The following is a 21,502-nucleotide window of genomic DNA, read 5'->3' as shown; positions in this document are numbered from 1 at the left end:
TATTATCCTTATAAGTTTTCTATATTTATCACACCAAGAGTTTCAAAAGGTGTATTTGGCGAAATTTCGGCAAAGCTAAGCACAACTATATCTATGCCAAACTGAGAACAGATATCTGAGATAAATTTTCTTATAGAAGATTCTACACAAAGTACCATATTGTTTTGGGTTATAGGTTTTTTATCTCTTTGATCTCTAAGAGCTGTTACTACGGCACTAGTTTGTGCTACATTTAGCATTAGATTATAACTTCCGTCTTTTAGCTGAAGAGCATCTATAAGTTTTTGTTGATCTGCAGAGTTTAGTATGTAGAAATTTAGCTGCCCGTTTTCATCGCTATACATTGATGTTATAACTCTTGAAAGAGATTTTCTAACATATTCTATTAACATATCGAGATTTTTAGTGTATTCTGCCATATCTCCGATAGCTTCAAGTATACTTAACATATCTTTTATAGGAATATTGTCTTTTAAAAGAGCTTTTAGGATTTTTTGTATCAATCCAACACTTGCAACCCTTAGTGTATCATCTACAAGAACTGGATAATCTTCTTTTAATTTATCTAAGATATTTTGAGTTTCTTGCCTTGTTAAAAGCTCAGATGCGTTTTGTCTTACAAGTTCGCTCATATGGGTTGATATAACTGCTGCTGGTTCTATTGGTATATATCCTTTTACCATTGCATCTTCTTTAGCACTAGCATCTATCCAAAGCGCGTCATATCCAAAAGCAGGTTCTTTTGTAGGAATTCCTTCTATTTCTTCGCTTACCATCCCATCGCTCATTGCCATAAATTTATCAGGATAAACTTCGCTACTTCCTATAACTATACCTTTTAATTTGAAATTATAAACATTTGGCGGAAGTTGTAAATTATCTCTGATACGGATTTTCGGCATCAAAAATCCAAGATCATTTGCTATATTTCTTCTCATAGATCTAATTCTTTCTATAAGATCGCTATCTGCTAATTTAAGTAGTCCATATCCTAAATCAAGTTCTAAAATTTCTAATTTTAGTATATCGTTTATGCGTTTTTCTTCTTCTTTTGCTATCTCTTCTTCGCTTTTTTTAGGTGGTTTTGTAGTTGCTTCTTCTTGTTGTGCTTTTTGCTTCATTTCTTCTTTTTTCTTAGGTGTTAGCAAAAGTGGAGCTTCGCCTTTTGATCTTCTCATCAAATATCCCATTCCAAGGAAAATACACCCAATGAAACCCAAAGAAAATGTTGGAAGTCCTGGAACTAGTGCAAAAATGACTAGTATAAAGCCAACTATAAACATAGTTCTATACTCGCCAAGAAGTTGTTTTAAAACACCTTCTGCAAAATTATCATCATCTTTGCTGGCTCTTGTTATGATAATAGCAGTAGCCGTTGAAGTGATAAGACCAGGAATTTGGCTTACTAGTCCATCTCCTATTGTTAGTATCGTATATGTTGATGCAGCATCAGCCATAGTTAAGTCATGTTGAAAAGTTCCTATCAAAAAACCACCAACTATATTTACTATAGTGATGATGATACCAGCAACTGCATCGCCTTTTATAAATTTACTAGAACCATCCATTGCTCCATAAAAGTTTGCTTCCCCTATAATTTCTTGTCTTCTTTTTCTAGCTGTTTGTTCGTCTATCAAACCGGCATTTAGATCTGCATCTATTGCCATCTGTTTTCCAGGCATTGCATCAAGTGTAAATCTTGCTTGAACTTCACTAACCCTGGTCGATCCTTTTGTTACAACCATAAAATTTATAAGCACAAGTATCGTAAAAACTATGATACCAATTACATAATTTCCACCAACTACAAATTGTCCAAAACTCGAGATAATCTCGCTTACGGTATCTGGACCCTTATGCCCCTCACTTAATATCATTCTAGTTGTAGCGATATTCAAAGAGAGTCTAAAAAGTGTTATAAGAAGTATAAGTGTTGGAAATGTAGTAAGATCGGTTGGTTTTGGTATATAAATCGAAATAAATATAATCAAAACTGATAAAGATATGGAAAGTGCTAGGAAAAAATCAAGCACTATACTTGGAAGTGGAACTATGATGATTGCTATAATTGATATGATTAAAGCAACTATAGAAAGGCTTTTCATTTTTACAATCGGCTCTAAAAAAGGAGCTATGAGGGTTATTATATTATTTTTTGATTTAGCCAAGTTTATCTACTTTTGCATAATATCTTTTAATGTTATTTTTTTTAAAAAATCATCTACAATGTTTTGAAGTTTGCTAAAAATAGGCCAAATAGTGCAAATATCACCATTTTGATTATGACAATTTTCTATATCTCCAGAACATTCAAAAACATTTGTAGGGCGTTTTTCCACATACTCTATAATGCTTGCTATTGTTATTTGTTTTGGATCTTTAGCTAGTGAAAAACCGCCATTTATTCCACGAGTAGATTTTAAAACACCATTTTTTGCAAGATTTTGTAAAATTTTTGCTAAAAAACTTTTTGATATATTTAATTCTTTTGATATATTTTCTACATCTTTTGGATTATTTGATTTTGCAAGTAAAATCAAAGATAAAAGTGCATATTCGCTAGCCTTTGTAAAAAGCATGATACTCCTTTAAAATCTTCAAGGAAGTATTTTAGCTTGTTTTTACTATAATTTATATTAAACGGCTCTGTATTTTACATAATTCAGCATAATTTTAAGTTCTTTGGATATAATCAAAGTTTAATTTTACCAATCAGGAGGTCTAAAATGGCTTTGGATTCGGCTACAAAAGCAGAAATAGTTGCAAAATTTGCTAGAAAAAGTGGTGATACAGGTTCACCAGAAGTTCAAATCGCACTTCTTACAAAAAGGATAAGTGATTTAACCGAGCATTTGAAAATTTATAAAAAAGATTTCAGTTCTCGCCTTGGTCTTTTAAAAATGGTAGGACAAAGAAAGCGTCTTATGAAATATTTTAAAAGTAAAGATTATAATGCTTATATTAAACTTATTGAAGAATTAGGTTTAAAAGACAAATAATTTCCCCCGTTTTTACGGGGTTATTTTATATAAATATACCCACAAAATCTTCCTGTTATTTTATCTCTTCTATATGAAAAATAATTTTTATCACAATGTGTGCAAGTCTTACTTATCTTATAATCTTTTAGCCCGATTTCGTTTATCTCACTAAGTAGCGCTTTATTCATATAAAAATTTCCATCTTTTTTAAATTTATTAAATGTTTCAAGATTTAAATTTCCTATTTCATAACATTTTCCTTGAATATGTGGACCAACTATTAGTTTTAAATCATCTATTTTGCATTCAAATTTAGCTATCATTTTTTGAATTACTTTTGTTAGTAAATTTGCACAAATTCCAGCTCTTCCTAAATGCACGGCTGATATAATTTGTTTTGATTTATCAAATAGTAGCACTGGCATACAATCTGCTACCATAACACATAAAACTGCGTTTTTTAAATTTGTGATTATTGCATCGCAAGTTGGAGCTTGGTAGGGCATTTTATCTATTATGCAGATATTATCTGAGTGAATTTGATTCATAAATACCAAATTTACACTTTTAAAACCTAATTTATTTGCAAAAATTTCTCTATTTTGTATGACTAAATTTTCGTCATCATTTACATGTAGTCCTAAATTTAAACTACTATAATTTCCATTTGATACACCGCCTTTAGTATCGCTAAAGCCGTAAAATATACTCATTAATAAATACTCATTATTTTATCTATATCATCCCAAGTAGTAGTATTTTTATTAGATATTATTTTATAAATATATCTTGCAAACATATCAGTTTCTATATTTACTTTTCTGCCGATACTAAAACTGCCAAACAGAGTATCTCTCATGGTTATGGGTATTACACATATTCTTATTGAATCTTGCATAGTTTGGGCTATAGTAAGGCTAACTCCATCTATGGCTATACTTCCTTGCGGAGAGGTAAATTTCATCAGCTCTTGAGGAAGTTTTATAAAAAAATCTGTTCCATTTGAGTTTTTATTTATAGCATAAATTTCTCCAATACCATCTATATGACCTTGTAATAAATGCCCGTCAATACTATCTCCAAGCTTCATTGCTGGTTCTAAATGAACTCTGTCTTTGTAATTTTGCAAGGCTAGCATTTTTTTACTTTGTGAGCTTATTTCTACACTAAATCCGCCCTCAAATGCTTTTACAACGCTAAGGCAAGCTCCGTTTATAGATATACTATCTCCCAAATTTGGTTTTAAATTTGATTTTAATGTTAATATATTTTGATTATAGCTTGTAACTTTGCCTATTTCTCTTATTAATCCATTAAACATCTTAACTTCTTACAGCTGATCCAAGATCCCACATAGGCATAAAAATTCCAAGTGCTAATAAAACTACCATACCGGCAATAGCAAATATTAAAATAGGTTCTATATAGCTTGATATATTTTCTATAATATCATCAAATTTAGTTTTATAATAAGCTGTTACTTTTTCCATCATTTCTTCTAAATTACCGCCCATCTCTCCTGCTTTTATCATTTGAATAAGCATGCTTTCATATAGTTCTGTTTCTATTATACTTTGAGTAAAATTCTTACCATTTTGTATAGATGTGCTAACAGAAGATAGTCTTTTGTTTATATAAAAATTTGGAATAGTCATAGTAGCAGTATTTAATGCTTTAGATATAGGAATACCAGCATTAATAAGCTCCCCAAAAATCAAGTTAAATCTATACATACTAGAATAAAATAGTATATTTTTAATAAGATAAACTTTATTTACTATAAATGTATCAAAAGATGCTCTAAATTTATCGTTTGTTTTGTATTGGTGTTTTGCAAATACAAAAGCTAAAAATAATCCAGCAAGTATGAAAATACCATAATTACTAAGGGCATATTCAATTTTTAAGAGAAGTATGGTTGGAAGTGGTAAATTTGCACCAAGTTCATCAAATATAGCTTTAAATTTTGGAACTATTGCTAACATTAAAAAAGTAAAAGCTCCAGCTATAGAAACTATAACAAAAGTAGGGTATCTTAAGGCTTTTTTGACATTTTGTTTATTCTTCCAAACATCATCTAGTATATTTGCTAGATTATTTAGAGATTCTGCTAATTTACCAGTACTTTCACCAAGCCTTATCATAGCAATAACTATATCTCCAACTTGATCTTTGTATTTTTCCATAGAATCTGCAAAATTTTGTCCGTTATCTAGCATTTCATTAACAGATGCGAAAATATTTTTTAATTTTTTGTCCTCTGTAGAAGCTACTATTTCTTTTATTGAGTCTACTATAGGGATACCAGCGTTTATCATAACAGCTAGTTGTCTTACACATGAAATTAAATTTGGTGTTTTTACCTTTGATCCAGATATAAAATTAAGTATTTTATCTTTACCTTCTTCAAATTGGGCAGATAATGAAGTCGATTGTATTTCGCCTATTTTGGTTACAGTGCCATTTTTTCTAGCTATATTCATAGCTTGAGTTTTATTTACAGCACTTAGTTTCATTTTATGCTTTTTATTGTTACTTATGTATTCTACTTCATATATTTTCATGTTTTAGCAACCCTTAAAATTTCTTCATATGTTGTTATTCCTCTAGCTGCTCTTAGAATTCCATCGTGAAACATATCTATAAATCCTTCTTCGTATGCCATATGTTTTAAATCATCTTTTGAAGCGTTTGATGCTATTAAGCTAGACATTTTGTCGCCTACTGGTAAAATTTCACTTATCATTTCTCTGCCAAGATATCCAGTTTGTGAACATTTTTCGCAACCTACATTTTTATAAAATTGATAATTTTGTGGAAGATATTTTTCTATGGTTTGCAATGTAGCATCTGGTAAATTTATAGGTTGTTTGCAATAAGGACATAATTTTCTAACAAGTCTTTGAGCTTCTATACACACTATGGATCCGCTTATAAGATAAGGTTCTATTCCCATATCTATCATTCTTGTAATGGACGATATTGCATCATTTGTGTGTAATGTAGAAAAGACTAAGTGCCCTGTTAGTGCTGATTGTATAGCTATTCTTAATGTTTCTTGATCTCTAATTTCTCCTATCATTATTATATCAGGATCTTGTCTTAATATCGATCTTAGAGCTGAAGAAAAAGATAGTCCAACTTTTTCATTTACATGAACTTGTTGAATCATATTTAGCTGGTATTCAACCGGATCTTCGACTGTGATTATTTTTGTTGTTATGCTTTTTAGGTCATTTAGTGCAGCGTATAATGTAGTTGTTTTACCGCTACCAGTTGGTCCAGTTACAAGTATGATTCCATAAGGAGATTTAATGGCTGTATTAAATTTGGCTAAATTTTGAGGGTGCATTCCTAAATTGTCTAGACTAATTATAACTTTTGATTTATCAAGTATCCTTAAAACTATACTTTCGCCATTTAAAACAGGCAAAGTTGAGATACGAAAATCATACTCTTTGTCTAAAATTTGAGCTGAAAATCTGCCATCTTGTGGCTTTCTTCTTTCTGCTATATCCATATTTGAAAGTAACTTAATGCGAGATACCATTGGAGGATAAATATCTTTATCAAATATGAAAAGTTCTGTTAGCATCCCGTCTATACGGCTTCTTACTATGCAATTTGTCTCTGTTGGTTCTATATGTATATCACTTGCCCTTGATGTTATTGATGTTTTTAATATAATTTCAATCAATCTTAATATGCCGCTAACATTTGTGCTATCATCATTTGCGGAACTTGAGATCTCTTTTCTTATTTCATTTATAATACCTTTTATATTTTCATTTAATTCTACTTTGCTTAAATATTTATCTATTTGGGCTGGATCGGCTACAACTATCTTTAGCAATTTTCTGTTAAAGATATGTTGTATCGCATCTTGCGAGTTTAAATCAAAGGGATTTTTAAAAGCCACATAGATATTTATCTCATCTTCTTTTATTGGCATTGCACCAAATTTTTTTAGCTGAGATAAATTTGTTTTTTCTGATATTCTATAATCTATATCAATACTATCTAGATTATAAAAAGTAAATTTAAACCTATTTGAGACTAGTTTTAAAAATTCTTTTATATCTTGAGTAAAATCGTTTTCGATACTACTTATATCTACCCTTTGTCTTCTATATAAATCAACTAGGGTACTAGCAAACCCATCTTTGCTTATATATTCGTTTATTATATGTTCAAAATTATTGTTATTTTCTAGTTTTGCAAAAATTTCTTCTTGTTGCGATTGTGAGATTTTTTTGTCTTTTATAAGTTGATTTATAAATGTTTTATAACTCTCTTTCATTTAAAAAGTCTCCTAAATATACAGCTATAATGAATTATAGCTGTATATAATTACTGATTGATTAAAGATTTGGAAAAACCTAATTCCCTTACTGTTTCTTGAACTGGAGTACTTGTAGTTTCTATGATTCTTGGTGTAACTAAAAATATTAACTCAGTTGTGCTAACTTTATCTCTTGTGCTACTAAAAAGATTTCCTATATATGGTAAATCACCTAAAAAAGGAACTTTTGTATTATCTTTACCTTTAGTTTCTCCTATAAGACCACCTATGATAACTGTATCGCCATTATTTACCTGAACTACAGTAGAAAGCTTTTTTTGTAATGTATCTGGAGCTATAACTCTAGGTTCTAAATTGCCTTGATATGCGTTATCTTGGTCGTATTTAAAGTTACTTAAAGATGGGTTTATCCTAAGCATTATTTTATCATCATCGCTAATAGAAGGTAAAATATTTAACAAAATTCCTATAAAAACAGAATACTGCTTCCAAGTAAAATTAGTTCTTCCGCCTATAGTATTATCGTTTGTTGATTCTTCTTGAACTCTATAATTTATATTATCTCCAACTGTTATCAAAGCTTGTTGATTATTTAGAGTCATAACTTTTGGACTTGATACTACTTTTGTTCTTCCTTTTGTTTCTAGGAAATTTAAAACGCCATCAAGGTTAAAATTTACATTTGCACCTATTCGCCAAGCACCATTTGATTGACTAGATTTTAAACCAGGAAATGTGTCCCATGCCCAAGTTCCAGCTTCGCTTAATATACCATTGTCATATTTTGGTCCTTTTGTTATAACCGATCTTTCATTTCTATTTCCCCAAGTGTATCCGCTTGGTTTTGTTGGATCATTTCCTAAATATGAATTAAATCCTATTTGAAATTTACTCCAATCAACTCCTTTTTTATACTCATTTTCTAGCTCAACAGATATAATATTAACATCTAATATGACTTGTTTTTTGAGTCTTTGTTGCATAAGTTTTATATACTCTTCTATTCTATCTAGTTGAGATTTTGTGCCAGTTACGGTTATGAGTCCCGCATTTTGATTTATAATAGGCATTGGTGCTTTTATACTTTCTGATCCATTATTTAAAACAGCTAAAAGCTCAGCTTGTAAATTTGCCCAAAAATCAAATTTTTCTGTTGTTTTTATAGAGTTATCTAGGTTTTCTAAGTTATTATTATTACTATGATTAAGATTATCTTCTTCTCCAACTTCAACTGGAGCTGAGTCAACAGAAGCTTTTATAACAGCAGTTCCTTCTCTTATTGAGGTGATGTAGTCTATTTTGAATGTTTTTGTATCTAGTGATGAAATTTTTAAAATATTTTTATCAAAATTATAATTAATGTTTTTTTCTGCAAGAAGTAAATTAAAAATTTGATCTAGTTTTAAATTTTTTATATTTATACTAGAAACTTCGTTATTTAGTAGCATAGTTGCATTCTGGTCTTTTGTGATTATGCTAAAATTACACATATCTGAAAATTGATTTAAAATTTCATTTAATGTTACTTTTTGACTTACCTTTAGGTTAAAAAGTCTATTTTCGCAATTTGCATATAATGAAGTTGCCATAAGTAAAACGCAAACTATATATATCAATTTATTTTTTTTAATTATCTGATATAATGACATTCTCATTTCCTTTTACTAAATTTAAAGTTAAAGTTTCGTTGTTTTTAGTTAATTTAACACTATTTTTTAGTATGGCATTTAATTTGTATCCTCTAACATCATCGCCAATGCTATACCAAGTATCATTTATTTTTGCTTTGTTGTTTAATATGGCATACAAAGCGTATTCCGGCTCTTGTTCTAAATTTATAGATGGTTGGTCGTAAGTAACTATAGGTGTATTTTTTATACTTATAAATGGATCTACGGATTGGCTTAACTCTTTATCACTAAGACCTTTTCTAGCTTTATCTAAAGAGTTAAAAAGCCCTTCATAATGTTTTATCATATCTGATATTTGATTATTTTGACCACCAAATGAAAAAGATAAACCAAGGATTAAAAATATAAAAATATTTACTATTTTTTCCATGTTAATATTTTACTCCCCATACAGAAATATCTATCTTGCCAATAAGACTATTTTGTGTAGCTACTATATCCATTTTATGAATATCTACTATAAGTTTTGATTCTTCTATAGAATTTATAAACTCTAAAATATTATCAAATTTACCTTCTAAATCTATACTTATATTTAAAGCTTGTTGTATTTTTTGCGGAGTTAGTATTTTAAATTCATTTTTTATTTTTTGTATTTTTATATTGTTTTCATTTGCTAAATTTGAGATTGTGTTTAAAAATATAGCCCAATTTTGTTCATTAAATAGTAGATAAGATAATTGTGTTAATTTATCGTCAAAATATTTGTTTGCATCTTTTATGCTTTGCAAATTTTGTTTTGAGTTATTAAGAGCCGCTATTTTTTGATTTACTAAAAAATTATCATCATTGTTTTGAGAAACGCTTTGCAGGTATTGATTTGTATCTGTTAGGTTTTTGTATGTAATATTATAGTTTTTTTGAGCATCTTCTATTTCATAGATAGAAGGATCGAAAAGCAATATATAAAAAATAAAAGCAACAATTGAAAAAATTCCCATAAATATCAAAGAAGTTTCGTTTTTTGTTTTTAGAGAAAAATAGTTATCAATCTTATCTATATATGATATTTTATTCACTGATTTATCCTTATAGTAACATTGCTTTCATATGTTCTTGTATCGTTTTCATCTAATGCAATTTGTTTTGTAGATACTGAATATGATTTTGTTTTGCTTATTTCTTTTATAAGTTCTGTTAATTTCGTATCGCTATCACTTCTTATAGTGACTGTTAGATTATTATCTGTGTTGTTTATCTGATAGACTTTTGTATTGTATTTGTTGATAAGTATTGATAGATTGTGTAATGCAATACTTTTCATAGGATAATTTTCTTTTTTATTATATAGTTCGTTTAATAACTTTTTTCTAAATTCTAGTTTTTCATTTTCTGCTTGTATTATCTTATCAACAGCTTCTTGTTCTTTTTTAATTGTGGCTAGTTGTACTTCTATTTGTCTTTTTCTAGCATCTTTTATCAAAAGCTCTTCTTTCATATATTTTGTTTGTAAATTTAAGATAAAAGCATTTATATAATTATAAATAGGAATACTAGTAGAAAGCAAAATAGCTACTAATATCGTTAATATAAGTTTTCCTGAGTCTCTTTGAAAAAGAGGAGGTGGTCTTAAAAATGTTGAGAAATTAAACTCATCATTTTTATATTCGATGTAGTTTTGTGCTGTTAAAAACATAAGATTATGAAAAATGTTTAATTTTAATGTTTTTGAATTTATTGTTATATCAAAAGAAAAATCGTTAGTTTTTATTTCTGTTATATTTTCTACCAATTCGTTAAATTTTGGTATATTTCCTATATCTGTGTATATGTAGATATTATCAATAGAGATATTTTGCATTCTAGATATATTTTTTGTAAGATCTGATATATAATAAATCATATCTTCAAAAATTTGATGTAAATTTTGATCGCTATTATTTAATCCATCTTGCATAAGAGCTTGAAAAAAAGATTCTTCATTAATTCTGCTTGTATTTAATTCCGCATATTTTTCGCTTAAATATCTTAAAGAATATCTAAAAGATCGAGAGTGAACATATTCTGCGTTGTTATATATAGTTAAAAAGGCTTCGTTTTTCATCATAACTATAAAACAATCACAACTGCTACTTGGCAAAATATTTTTAGTATATAATGATTTTACTAAAAGTGGTGCATATGCGATATAATCTATATATTTCTTTTTATCAACGATATTTGAAAATATAGTGTTTAGTTTCGAGTTTTCTATGACAAATATATTAAAACTTCTAACATCTTGACTGTTTGTGTTTAAAACCTCTATATAGGAAATTTTATACTCTTCATTTGGATCTAAATTTTGTTCTTCATATGCTTTTATAGTTATAATGTTTGCTATATCTTCTTCTGGAGTAGAACTTGGAATTTCTATAATAGTGTTTGCTTTTGCCTCATTATAAGGTAAATAAGATATATAAAAATCATTTTTTTCGGGTGGCTGTAACAAATCATGTATACTAACTCTGTTTTCTTTAAAGTTAAACGCAGTATTTTCTGCAACATCAATAGTTGTTATATATTTATTCGTTTTTTGTTTTTTTATCATTATTCCAAACTTTATTTTTATTAACTTTGCATTATATCAAAAAAAAAAAAAATAAACATAAAAAAATCTAATTATTTAAATTTTTTATTAAATTTAAATCTTTTGTCCAGTTTTTTATGATATCTATCTTTATATTTATGAACACTTTTTTTTGTAAAAAGTTAGATATTGTCTTTCTTGATGTTATTCCTATACGCTTTGAAGTTTCGCCATTTTTACCAATTAATATGGATTTATGGCTTTTTGTATCAGTGTATATGGTGGCATAAATTTCAGTTATATCGTTTTTTTCTATAATCTTATCAATCTTTACATCGCTACAATAAGGCACTTCATCACTTACATTTTCATACACAGCTTCTAAAATAAGATCTCTTATAATATCTTTTTGGTTATTTGTGCTAATTATTTGCGGATCATAATAATATTCGTGAGTTGGCAGAAATTTGCATATCTCATCTAGTATCAATTTTTTAAAAATTTGCTTTTTTGTATTAATCGGGATTAGAGATAAAAATTCATTTTGGTATTTTTGATATTCTGTTATTTTATGCAATATCTTTTTATCATCAGATTCGTCTATTTTGGTTAATAATAATATATGCGGATTTTTTCTCTCAAGCGATAAAAACTTTTCATAGTTTTGCAATGAATCATGAATACAAGCAAGAAAAACTATCAAATCACAATCACCTATCATTTTTTTAGCTTCATCTATCATAAAAGAATTTAGTGTTTTGTTGCTTTCATGAAGTCCTGGAGTGTCTGTGAAAATGATTTGATTATCTTCGTGCATCACAATTCCACTTATTTTGCGTCTTGTTGCATTTATTTTATGAGAAACCATAGCGATTTTCTCGTTTAAAAGATAGTTAAGCAGGCTACTTTTACCAGAATTTGTTCTGCCAACTAAGCTTACAAAACCGCTTTTCAAAGTATATACCTTGCCAAATCTTCATTTTCACAAATATCTTGCAGTTTTTCTTCTACCATTTCTTTTGTTATGATAACTGATTTCCCTTTGTATTCATCAGCTTCAAAGCTTATATCCTCAAGAACTTTTTCTATAACAGTATGTAATCTTCTTGCTCCGATATCTTCTATTTTGTTATTTGCATTTGCTGCTATTTTTGCTATAGCTTTTATGGCATCATCGTCAAATTTAAGCTCAACATCTTCTGTTTTTAAAAGTGAAATGTATTGTTTTAAAAGAGAATTTTTTGGTTTTGTTAATATGTCATAAAGTGCGTCTTCATCTAGGCTATCGAGTTCTACTCTAAGCGGAAATCTGCCTTGAAGTTCAGGTATTAAATCACTTGGCTTGCTTATATGAAATGCTCCAGCAGCTATAAAAAGTATATGATCAGTATTTAAAACGCCAAATTTGGTATTTACACTAGAACCTTCAACTATAGGTAGTAAATCTCTTTGAACACCTTCTTTGCTTGGATCTTGACGATTTGAATTTGAGCTTGAAACTGCTACTTTATCTATCTCATCTATAAATATAATGCCTTCGTTTGCCGCTCTTTTTATAGCTTCTATTTTTATGCTTTCCATATCTAGTATTTTATCGCTAGCCTCGTTTTTAAGAGCTATTTTAGCATCCTTTACTTTCATATCTTTTTTAACTTTTTTACTGCTTATTCCTATAACTTTTATAAAATTTTCTTGGATTGATGCCATTTCTGGTGGAAGAGACGCATCTGATTGAACTGTGCTTTCACTAACTTCTATTTGTATATCTAAATCATCGAGTTTTCCGTTTTTAAATTTTTCAAGCATTTTGTTATAGCTTATTTTATAATCATTTTGTTTTTCTTCGCTAGCTCCTTTTGGAAGTGGCGGAAGAAGTTTTTCTATGATTTTATTTTCTATATATTCTCTTATCTTATCGGCATTTTTTTCTATATGTTCATGTTTTACTAAATTTACTGCTGCGGCTGCTAAATCCCTTACCATAGATTCCACATCTCTACCTACAAAACCAACTTCAGTGTATTTACTGGCTTCTATTTTTATAAAAGGCAGAGCTAACATTTTTGATAATCTTCTTGCAATTTCGGTTTTTCCTACCCCGGTTGAGCCTATCATGAGTATATTTTTTGGGATTATATCATCTTGAAGTTCTTTTGGAAGTTGCATTCTCCTATATCTGTTTCTAAGTGCAACTGCTATGGTTTTTTTCGCATTTTTTTGTCCGATTATGTATTGATCCAAAAACTCAACAGTTTGCTTTGGCGTGTAAATCATTATTTTTCATCCTTGATTGTAAAAGTTTTAATGTTATTGTTTGTATAAATGCAAATTTCTCCAGCTATTTTTAGGCTTTCTTTTACAAGTTCTTCCTCGCTTAAATTTGCAAATTTATCTAAGGCTCTAGCAGCGGAAAGTGCATAATTTCCACCGCTTCCTATAGCTGCTAATTTATCATCATCAGGAACTACAACATCTCCGTTTCCACTTAGTAAAAATATGTTTTTTCTATCAACTACAAGCATCATAGCTTCTAATTTTCTAAGATATTTATCTTTTCTCCACTCTTTACTAAAATTTATTACAGCTTTTTCAAGTTCACCTTTTGCTGAGTCTAAGCATTGTTCAAACATATCAAAAAGATTAAAAGCATCAGCAGTGCTTCCGGCAAATCCAGCAAGAACGCTTTTGTTTTTGCCTATTTGTCTTATTTTTGTAGCACTACCTTTTAAAACCGTATTTCCAAATGTAACTTGCCCATCTCCTCCAACAACTGAGCAATTTTTACCTTTATAAGCAAGTATTGTTGTAGCGTGAAACACCTATTCGCCCTCCACATTTACTTTTAAATTTGCACTTATAGAATTGCCTAATTTTACTTTTATATCATAAATTCCAGTGCTTTTTATGTGCTCACTTATATCAAAACTTTTTTTATCTATTTTGTATTTATGTTGTTCATAAAGTTCATTTGCTATCTCATCTTTTGTAACAGAGCCAAATAAAGACCCATTTTCTCCAATAGATTTTTTTATAGTTAGTGTGATTTTTTCAATCTCATCTTTTAGTTTGTTAGCACTTTCAATCTCGTATCTTAATTCTTCTGCTTTTCTTTTTTGATCAGATTCATATTTTCTTAAAACTTCTGTGGTTGCAGCTTTTGCAAAACCTTTTGCTATCAAAAAATTATTACCATATCCATCTTTTACTTCTTTTATTTCTCCTGCTTTTCCAAGAGATTTTACATCTTTTATCAATAAAACTTTCATAAATTAATCCTTTTTTGTTAAATTTGTCTTCCGTTTTTTCCAGCTATTATAAATCTCAAAGCGTTTAGTTTTATAAATCCATTTGCATCTTTTTGATCAAAAACAGCATCTTCTTCAAAAGTTGAAAATTCTGTATTAAATAAGCTATCATTTTTGCTTTCTCTTCCTATTATGGTAACATTTCCTTTATATAATTCAAGCTTTACGACACCATTTACATGTTTTTGACTTTCGTTTATAAGTGCTTGAAGCATTTTTCTTTCTGGTGAAAACCAATAACCATTGTAAATAAGTTCTGCATATTTTGGCATTATTTCATCTTTTAGATGAGCCGCACCTCTATCTAAAGTAAGACTTTCAATGGCCCTATGGGCTTTTAGCATAATTGTGCCACCTGGTGTTTCGTAACAACCTCTTGATTTCATGCCAACATATCTATTTTCAACTAAATCAAGTCTGCCAATTCCATGTTTAGCACCAAGTTCGTTTAATGTTTCTAAAATTTCATATGCTTTCATTTTTTTGCCATTGACTGCAATAGGATCGCCATTTTGATATTCTATTGTTATAATTTCACTTTCATTTGGAGCGTCTTTTGGACTATTTGTCCATCTCCACATATCATCTTCTGGTTTTGCAGCAGGATTTTCTAAAACAAGGCCTTCATAAGATATGTGAAGTAAATTTGCATCCATTGAATATGGAGATTTTCCTGGTTTTTTGCTTATATCTATGCCATTTTTTTGTGCATAATCAAGAAGCTTTTCACGACTATTTAAATCCCACTCTCTCCATGGAGCAATTATTTTGATATCAGGATTTAGTGCATACGCACCAAGTTCAAATCTAACCTGATCATTTCCTTTTCCAGTTGCACCATGACTTATTGCATCAGCTCCTGTTTTTTTTGCTATTTCTATTAGTTTTTTTGTAATAAGAGGTCTAGCAATTGATGTTCCAAGTAGGTATTCGCCCTCATAAACTGTATTTGCTCTAAACATTGGAAATACATATTCTTTTACAAATTCTTCCCTTAAATCTTCGATAAAAATATTTTCATGTTTTATGCCAAGTTTCATAGCTTTATTTTTTATAGGCTCTAAATTCTCTTTTTGCCCTATATCTGCTGTAAAAGTAACAACTTCACATCCATAATTATCGCCTAGCCATTTTAAAATAATGCTAGTATCAAGTCCTCCAGAATAAGCTAAAACTACTTTTTTAATATTTTTTGACATGAAAAACCCCTTGAAATAATTTTATAATGAAGTAGTATTCTATCTAAAATATATTAAATTTATTTTTAACTTACATATCGCATAAATATTGTTTCTATTTTATTTCGATTAGAATTTTTAGTCGTTTTAATGTAATATTTATTAAATTTTGTATAAAATATTAGGTCTTAATTCTTGCATAGGAGAGAATATTAATGAGTGCTACAAAAGAACTGAATTCACAGTTAGAAGAGTTGTTTAAAGAAAATGAAAAAGAAGGATATATAACATTTGAGAAATTAATTAGACTTTTTAATAAAGCACCAAATATGAGCATTGCAAAAAAAATAGAATCTTTGAGTAAAACATATAAAGTAAAACTTATAAGTGCAGCTCAAGTTGCAAAAATGAAAAATTTAGAAGATGCTAAAAAAGCAGAAGCACAAAGACAAAAGATACAAAGTGAAAGTTTGGAAGAAGAATTTAATCTATCAAATGAAAATGATCTTTTGGAGTGGAGCAGATCAGATAGTCCTGTTAGAATGTATCTTCGCGAAATGGGGCAAATTTCACTTCTTAGTAAAGAAGAAGAGATAGAAATAAGCAAAAAAATAGAACTTGGAGAAGATATAATCATAGATGCATTTTGTTCTGTGCCTTTTTTGATAGATTTTATTTTAGCATATAAAGATCCTCTTATTAATAGAGAAAGAAGAGTAAAAGAGCTTTTTAAAAGTTTTGATAATGATAAAATAGGAGAAGATGATGACGAAGAAGATGTTATAGATGATGAGGATGATGAAGAATTCGATGGTGATGATGAAGAAGAAGGTGTAAAAAAAGAACTTTCTAAAAAATTTGATAAAAGAGCTTTGAAAGTAACAGAAAGTTTTAAAGCACTTGAAAAAGCTAAAAAAGATTGGCTAAAAATAATTGCAAAGCAAGAAAAAACAGTAGAAGAAGCTGATGATTTATTATCAAAACTATCTATTAGCTTTAAAAAGAAAATTTTAAAAGAAAAACTTATGGATTTGGGTCCTACAAGTAAACTTATAACAGAGATTGTAAAATCCATGGAAACAGCTTTAAAGAGTGATGATGAGTTTGATAAAGAGCTAAAAAGACTTGAATACAAACTTCCTATGTTTAGTGCAGAACTTAAAAAAAATCATAAATCAATACTAAAAGATATTACTAAGCTTTCAAAAGAAGATATAGCTGCTAGGGTTCCAGAAACTACAATGGTTTCAACTTATGTTGAGATAAAAAAACTATTTTTAACAAAAGAGGCTAGTAAACAAGGTTTTAACCTAGATCCAAAGCTTCTTAAAGAAATTTTAGAGCAGATAAAGCGAGGTAAAAATATATCAGATGAAGCAAAAGGAAGAATGGCTAGGTCAAATTTGCGTCTTGTTGTGAGTATAGCAAAAAGATATACAAACCGCGGCCTTCCGTTTCTTGATCTTATACAAGAGGGAAATATCGGTCTGATGAAGGCTGTTGATAAATTTGAATATAAAAAAGGTTATAAATTTTCAACTTATGCTACTTGGTGGATAAGACAAGCAATTTCTAGGGCAATTGCGGATCAAGCAAGAACTATAAGAATTCCTATACATATGATAGAAACTATAAATCGCATAAATAAAATAAATAGAAAATATCTACAAGAAACAGGAAAGGAACCAGATGTTCAAACTATAGCCAAAGAAGTTGGACTTAGCGTTGATAAAGTAAAACAAGTTATAAAAATCACAAAAGAACCAATAAGCTTAGAAGCTCCTATTGGAAATGAAGATGATGGTAAATTTGGAGATTTTGTAGAAGATAGAGGCTCACTTTCACCTATGGAAGAGATTTTAAAAGGTGATTTGCAAGAACAGATTGATGAAGTTTTAGATCAATTAAATGATAGAGAGAGGTCTGTTATTAGAATGCGTTTTGGACTTATGGAGGATGAGAGTGATAGAACTCTTGAAGAAATAGGAAAAGAGCTCAATGTAACAAGAGAGCGTGTTAGACAGATAGAAAGTTCAGCTATAAAAAAACTAAAACATCCAAAAGTTGGTAGAAAACTTAAAAACTATATGGAAAGCTAATTATTTAAAAGTAATGATATGAAACATAGACAAACTTGGAGTTCCCAATTTACTTATATTTTAGCAGTTGCTGGTGCAACTGTTGGTTTTGGTTGTACTTGGCGTTTTCCATACCTTACAGGATTAAATGGTGGTGGAGCTTATGTGCTAGTTTTTTGTATAGCAATGATTTTAATTGGTATCCCAATGATACTTGTTGAAAACGCCATAGGTAGAAGGCTTCGTGTAAATGCAGTTGATGCGTTTGGCGGTCAAGCAAATGGCAAAAATATATCTAAGCTTTGGAAGATAGCTGGATATATGGGTTTGCTTGGTGCATTTGGAATAATGGCTTACTATATGGTTATAGGTGGCTGGGTTTTAGAGTATATTTACTCTATAATTTTTGGAGACTTTAATCTATCAAATGGAGTTATTAGTAAAGAGCTTACCATAGATTTTTATGAAAAAAATATAGTTAGTAATCCATTTGCTATAACTATATCTACTGCTATTTTTGTTTTGATAAACTTTTTTATACTTAAATTTGGAGCTGTAAGAGGTACAGAAAATGCGGCAAAAATTCTTATGCCAATTCTGTTTTTACTTATGATTGTTATGGTTTTAGGAAATATAACTTTAGATGGTGCAATGGATGGCATTAAATTTTATTTAACACCTGATTTTTCAAAAATCACACTAAAACTTTTTGTAGATGTTTTAGGTCAAGTATTTTTCGCACTTTCTTTAGGTTTTGGTGTTATGATAACAATGTCTAGTTATCTAAAAAAAGACATAGATCTTATAAAAACATCTGTAGCAACAGGTATTTTAAATACAGTTATAGCAGTTATTGCTGGTTTTATGATATTTCCGTCTTTATTTAGTTTTGGTCTTTCACCTGACAGTGGACCAAGTTTGGTTTTCAAAAGTTTACCCATTGTGTTTTCAAATATGATTTTTAGTAATTTTTTTGCTGTTGCGTTTTTTTCACTTTTAATGATAGCAGCACTTACTACATCTTTGCCTATTTATGAGGTTTTGATTACTTCTATTTGTGAAAAAACAAAAATTTCGAGAAATAACTCTATTGCTTTAGTTTTGGGTGGAATTTTTGTATTTGGAAATTTGCCATCGTTAATGGCTACAAATATTTTAGATCATATAAGTATATTTGGAAAAAATATATTTGACGCGTTTGATACTATAAGTGCTACGATATTTTTTATTTTAACATCGCTTTTGTGTGCTATTTTTGTTGGTTGGGTTTTAAAAGATGAGGCTAAAGCAGAAGTTTTACTTGGTACAAAATTTAGCTTAAGGGTTGTTAATATTTGGTTTTTTTATATTAAATTTATTATACCTATTTTGATAATTATTGTATTTTTTAGTAGTTTTTATGATAACTTTTTAAAATGATTTTAAAACTATTTATCAAATTTAGATACTATTGCCTAAAAAATGGAGAAAAATAGTGTTTTTTGCTTTAATTTTTATATACACTGCATATACGATTTATAAAATTTATCTTTCAACTTTAGAGATAAATTTTATAAAAGAAAATATTAATAAAAATCCAGTGGTTCTTAATGAGTATGATTATAAAAAAGCTGGAAATACGGCTATAATAAATCAAAAATTCTCTATAATAGAGAGTATTTATTCGTTTGCAATGATAATTTTTTGGCTTTTTTTTGGACTAAATATCTTAAATATATTCATAAAAGATCAAATTTCTATTTTGGGTGGGACACTTTATATTTTATCTTTTTTGATAATTAGCACTCTACTTACTTTACCACTTGAAATTTATAGAACTTTTGTAAAAGACAAAAAACTAGGATTTTCCAAAACAACTCCAATGCTTTTTATAAAAGATAATATAAAATCACTTCTTTTACTTATTGTTTTTGGAGGACTTTTTATTGCTATGATATTATGGTGTTTTAAAACACTTGACTCTTCTTGGTGGATATGGGCATTTGTGGCTAGTTTTGTGATTTTACTCATCATTCAGCTTATTTATCCTACTTTAATAGCACCTATTTTTAATAAGATAAAACCATTGCAAGATGAGAATTTAAGCTCATCTATAAACTCACTTTTACAAAGTTGCGGATTTAAAAGTAAGGGCGTTTTTGTTTTGGATGCTAGCAAAAGGGATGCTAGATTAAATGCATATTTTGGCGGTCTTGGTTCTACAAAAAGAGTTGTTTTGTTTGATACTCTTATTGCAAAATTATCAAAAGAGGAAATTTTAGCTGTTTTAGGACACGAACTTGGACATTTTAAACACAAAGATATATTAAAAATGCTTACAATTTCTTGTTTTATGATTTTTGTTATGTTTTTTGTTTTTTCTCATATTCCAAATTCTATTATAAACTCACTTGGTATTGTTGATGACGGAGTTGGAATTATAATAGTATTTTTACTTTTTTCGCCTGTATTATCGGCTATCTTTGAGCCAATCATATCAAAACTTAGTAGAAATAATGAGTTTAATGCAGATGAATTTGGTGCAAATATGAAAAGTAAAAATGATATGATAAATGCACTTAAAAAACTTGGTAGTGAAAATAAAGCTTTTCCTATATCACATAAACTTTACTCTGCTATTTATCACTCTCATCCAACGCTTTATGAACGCATAAGTAGGCTAGAGAGTTGAAAATTTCAGAGCTTTTGAAAATAGGCGAGAATTTAACAGATTCTAGTTTTATAGCAAAAGAACTTATGAAATTTCATACAAAATTGAATTTTGAAGAGATTTTTTTAAATTCAAATACAATTATAGAAGACGAAGATGGTTATATAAAACTCATAAAAAGATATGCTAACGGCGAACCACTAGAATATATAACTAATAGTTGTGAGTTTTATGGTTTAAATTTTTTTGTTAAAAAAGGTGTTTTGATACCTAGATTTGAAACAGAAATTTTGATACAAAAAGCTATAAATTTACTCTCAAAAATAAACTCACCTAGAATTTGTGAGATAGGTTTTGGATCTGGCATTATATCTATAATCCTTGCAAAAAATCTTAAAAATGCTAGTATTATCGCAACAGATATCAGTAAAATAGCACTTGAGGTTGCTATTTTTAATGCAAAAACTCATGGTGCAAATGTTGAGTTTGTAAATACATCTTTGCTTGATGGAATTAGCGGAAATTTTGATGTTATTATATCAAATCCGCCTTATATATCAAACTCATACAAACTTGATAAATGGGTTTTAAATGAGCCAAAAGAAGCATTAATTGGAGGCGAAATTGGAGATGAAATTTTGCATAAAATTGTAGAAATTTCTGCAAATAGGACAAATTTTTTAGCTTGTGAAATGGGCTATGATCAAAAAAAATCTTTAGAAGAAAAACTAATAAAATTCGGATTTAAAGCTGAGTTTTATAAAGATTTAGCTGGATTTGATAGAGGATTTGTTGCAAGGAGATAAA

Annotated in this window: 20 protein-coding genes; 5 read left to right on the top strand and 15 right to left on the bottom strand. The window is 28.8% G+C overall.

What is annotated here, in order from left to right; all coding sequences use genetic code 11:
• Positions 1–8 precede the first annotated feature (8 nt).
• On the bottom strand, positions 9–2,105 hold the full coding sequence (gene flhA, locus CSPB_RS04670) for a flagellar biosynthesis protein FlhA (RefSeq protein WP_227484223.1): 2,097 nt from the start codon (positions 2,103–2,105) through the stop codon (positions 9–11).
• Positions 2,106–2,174: 69 nt separating this feature from the next.
• Positions 2,175–2,579 (bottom strand): RrF2 family transcriptional regulator, encoded by a 405-nt coding sequence (locus CSPB_RS04665; protein ID WP_089193349.1) that lies wholly within the window; start codon positions 2,577–2,579, stop codon positions 2,175–2,177.
• Between the two features lie 147 nt (positions 2,580–2,726).
• On the opposite strand from CSPB_RS04665, the gene rpsO reads away from it, so the two are divergent.
• Entirely contained in the window at positions 2,727–2,999 is a 273-nt protein-coding gene (gene rpsO / locus CSPB_RS04660) for a 30S ribosomal protein S15 (RefSeq protein ID WP_033916645.1), read from the top strand.
• A gap of 20 nt (positions 3,000–3,019) precedes the next feature.
• On the opposite strand, the gene pgeF is transcribed toward rpsO, so the two are convergent.
• The 13 genes from pgeF to CSPB_RS04595 all read right to left on the bottom strand — a co-directional run bounded on the left by pgeF (position 3,020) and on the right by CSPB_RS04595 (position 15,988).
• Positions 3,020–3,694, bottom strand: a complete 675-nt coding sequence (gene pgeF / locus CSPB_RS04655) for a peptidoglycan editing factor PgeF (RefSeq protein ID WP_089193348.1) — start codon at positions 3,692–3,694, stop codon at positions 3,020–3,022.
• Complete coding sequence (ribE, locus tag CSPB_RS04650) at positions 3,694–4,302, bottom strand: riboflavin synthase (protein WP_089193347.1); 609 nt, start codon at positions 4,300–4,302, stop codon at positions 3,694–3,696. The genes pgeF and ribE overlap by 1 nt, the downstream gene beginning before the upstream one ends.
• Position 4,303: 1 nt before the next feature.
• Positions 4,304–5,545 carry a type II secretion system F family protein gene (locus CSPB_RS04645; protein ID WP_089193346.1) on the bottom strand — a complete coding sequence of 414 codons (1,242 nt, stop codon included), beginning with the start codon at positions 5,543–5,545 and terminating at the stop codon, positions 4,304–4,306.
• A complete protein-coding gene (locus CSPB_RS04640; RefSeq protein WP_089193345.1) occupies positions 5,542–7,281 on the bottom strand; it encodes a GspE/PulE family protein in 1,740 nt (579 codons plus the stop codon). The genes CSPB_RS04645 and CSPB_RS04640 overlap by 4 nt, the downstream gene beginning before the upstream one ends.
• Positions 7,282–7,331: 50 nt before the next feature.
• The gene (gene mshL, locus CSPB_RS04635; protein WP_089193344.1) at positions 7,332–8,933 is read right to left on the bottom strand and encodes a pilus (MSHA type) biogenesis protein MshL; all 1,602 of its coding nucleotides are present in this window, start codon (positions 8,931–8,933) and stop codon (positions 7,332–7,334) included.
• Positions 8,911–9,345, bottom strand: a complete 435-nt coding sequence (locus CSPB_RS04630; protein ID WP_089193343.1) for a hypothetical protein — start codon at positions 9,343–9,345, stop codon at positions 8,911–8,913. Before CSPB_RS04630 ends, mshL begins: the two co-directional genes overlap by 23 nt.
• 1 nt (position 9,346) lies before the next feature.
• Positions 9,347–9,994 (bottom strand): type 4a pilus biogenesis protein PilO, encoded by a 648-nt coding sequence (gene pilO, locus CSPB_RS04625; protein WP_089193342.1) that lies wholly within the window; start codon positions 9,992–9,994, stop codon positions 9,347–9,349.
• Positions 9,991–11,505: a hypothetical protein gene (locus CSPB_RS04620; RefSeq protein WP_089193341.1), complete on the bottom strand. Its 1,515-nt coding sequence runs from the start codon at positions 11,503–11,505 to the stop codon at positions 9,991–9,993. The genes pilO and CSPB_RS04620 overlap by 4 nt, the downstream gene beginning before the upstream one ends.
• A 67-nt stretch (positions 11,506–11,572) precedes the next feature.
• The gene (gene era, locus CSPB_RS04615) at positions 11,573–12,439 is read right to left on the bottom strand and encodes a GTPase Era (protein ID WP_089193340.1); all 867 of its coding nucleotides are present in this window, start codon (positions 12,437–12,439) and stop codon (positions 11,573–11,575) included.
• Positions 12,436–13,758: an ATP-dependent protease ATPase subunit HslU gene (hslU, locus tag CSPB_RS04610; protein WP_089193339.1), complete on the bottom strand. Its 1,323-nt coding sequence runs from the start codon at positions 13,756–13,758 to the stop codon at positions 12,436–12,438. Before hslU ends, era begins: the two co-directional genes overlap by 4 nt.
• The gene (hslV, locus tag CSPB_RS04605; protein WP_089193338.1) at positions 13,758–14,303 is read right to left on the bottom strand and encodes an ATP-dependent protease subunit HslV; all 546 of its coding nucleotides are present in this window, start codon (positions 14,301–14,303) and stop codon (positions 13,758–13,760) included. The genes hslU and hslV overlap by 1 nt, the downstream gene beginning before the upstream one ends.
• Entirely contained in the window at positions 14,304–14,750 is a 447-nt protein-coding gene (gene rplI, locus CSPB_RS04600; RefSeq protein WP_033916634.1) for a 50S ribosomal protein L9, read from the bottom strand.
• Positions 14,751–14,767: 17 nt separating this feature from the next.
• Positions 14,768–15,988 carry an argininosuccinate synthase gene (locus CSPB_RS04595; RefSeq protein ID WP_089193337.1) on the bottom strand — a complete coding sequence of 407 codons (1,221 nt, stop codon included), beginning with the start codon at positions 15,986–15,988 and terminating at the stop codon, positions 14,768–14,770.
• Between the two features lie 194 nt (positions 15,989–16,182).
• Between CSPB_RS04595 and rpoD the strand changes: the two genes are divergently transcribed.
• The 4 genes from rpoD to prmC are packed head-to-tail and all read left to right on the top strand — an operon-like array spanning position 16,183 to position 21,501.
• Positions 16,183–18,066, top strand: a complete 1,884-nt coding sequence (rpoD, locus tag CSPB_RS04590) for an RNA polymerase sigma factor RpoD (RefSeq protein WP_089193336.1) — start codon at positions 16,183–16,185, stop codon at positions 18,064–18,066.
• 18 nt (positions 18,067–18,084) lie between these two features.
• On the top strand, positions 18,085–19,464 hold the full coding sequence (locus CSPB_RS04585; RefSeq protein WP_089193335.1) for a sodium-dependent transporter: 1,380 nt from the start codon (positions 18,085–18,087) through the stop codon (positions 19,462–19,464).
• 55 nt (positions 19,465–19,519) lie between these two features.
• Positions 19,520–20,716, top strand: coding sequence for a M48 family metallopeptidase (locus CSPB_RS04580; protein ID WP_089193334.1), 1,197 nt, complete (start codon positions 19,520–19,522; stop codon positions 20,714–20,716).
• Complete coding sequence (gene prmC, locus CSPB_RS04575) at positions 20,713–21,501, top strand: peptide chain release factor N(5)-glutamine methyltransferase (protein ID WP_089193333.1); 789 nt, start codon at positions 20,713–20,715, stop codon at positions 21,499–21,501. Before CSPB_RS04580 ends, prmC begins: the two co-directional genes overlap by 4 nt.
• Position 21,502 lies beyond the last annotated feature (1 nt).

This window comes from Campylobacter sputorum, from assembly GCF_002220775.1.
In the GTDB taxonomy this organism is placed as follows: Bacteria; Campylobacterota; Campylobacteria; order Campylobacterales; family Campylobacteraceae; genus Campylobacter_F; species Campylobacter_F bovis.
Note: the sequence above shows the minus strand (reverse complement) of the source record. Positions and strands in the feature narration are given on the sequence as shown.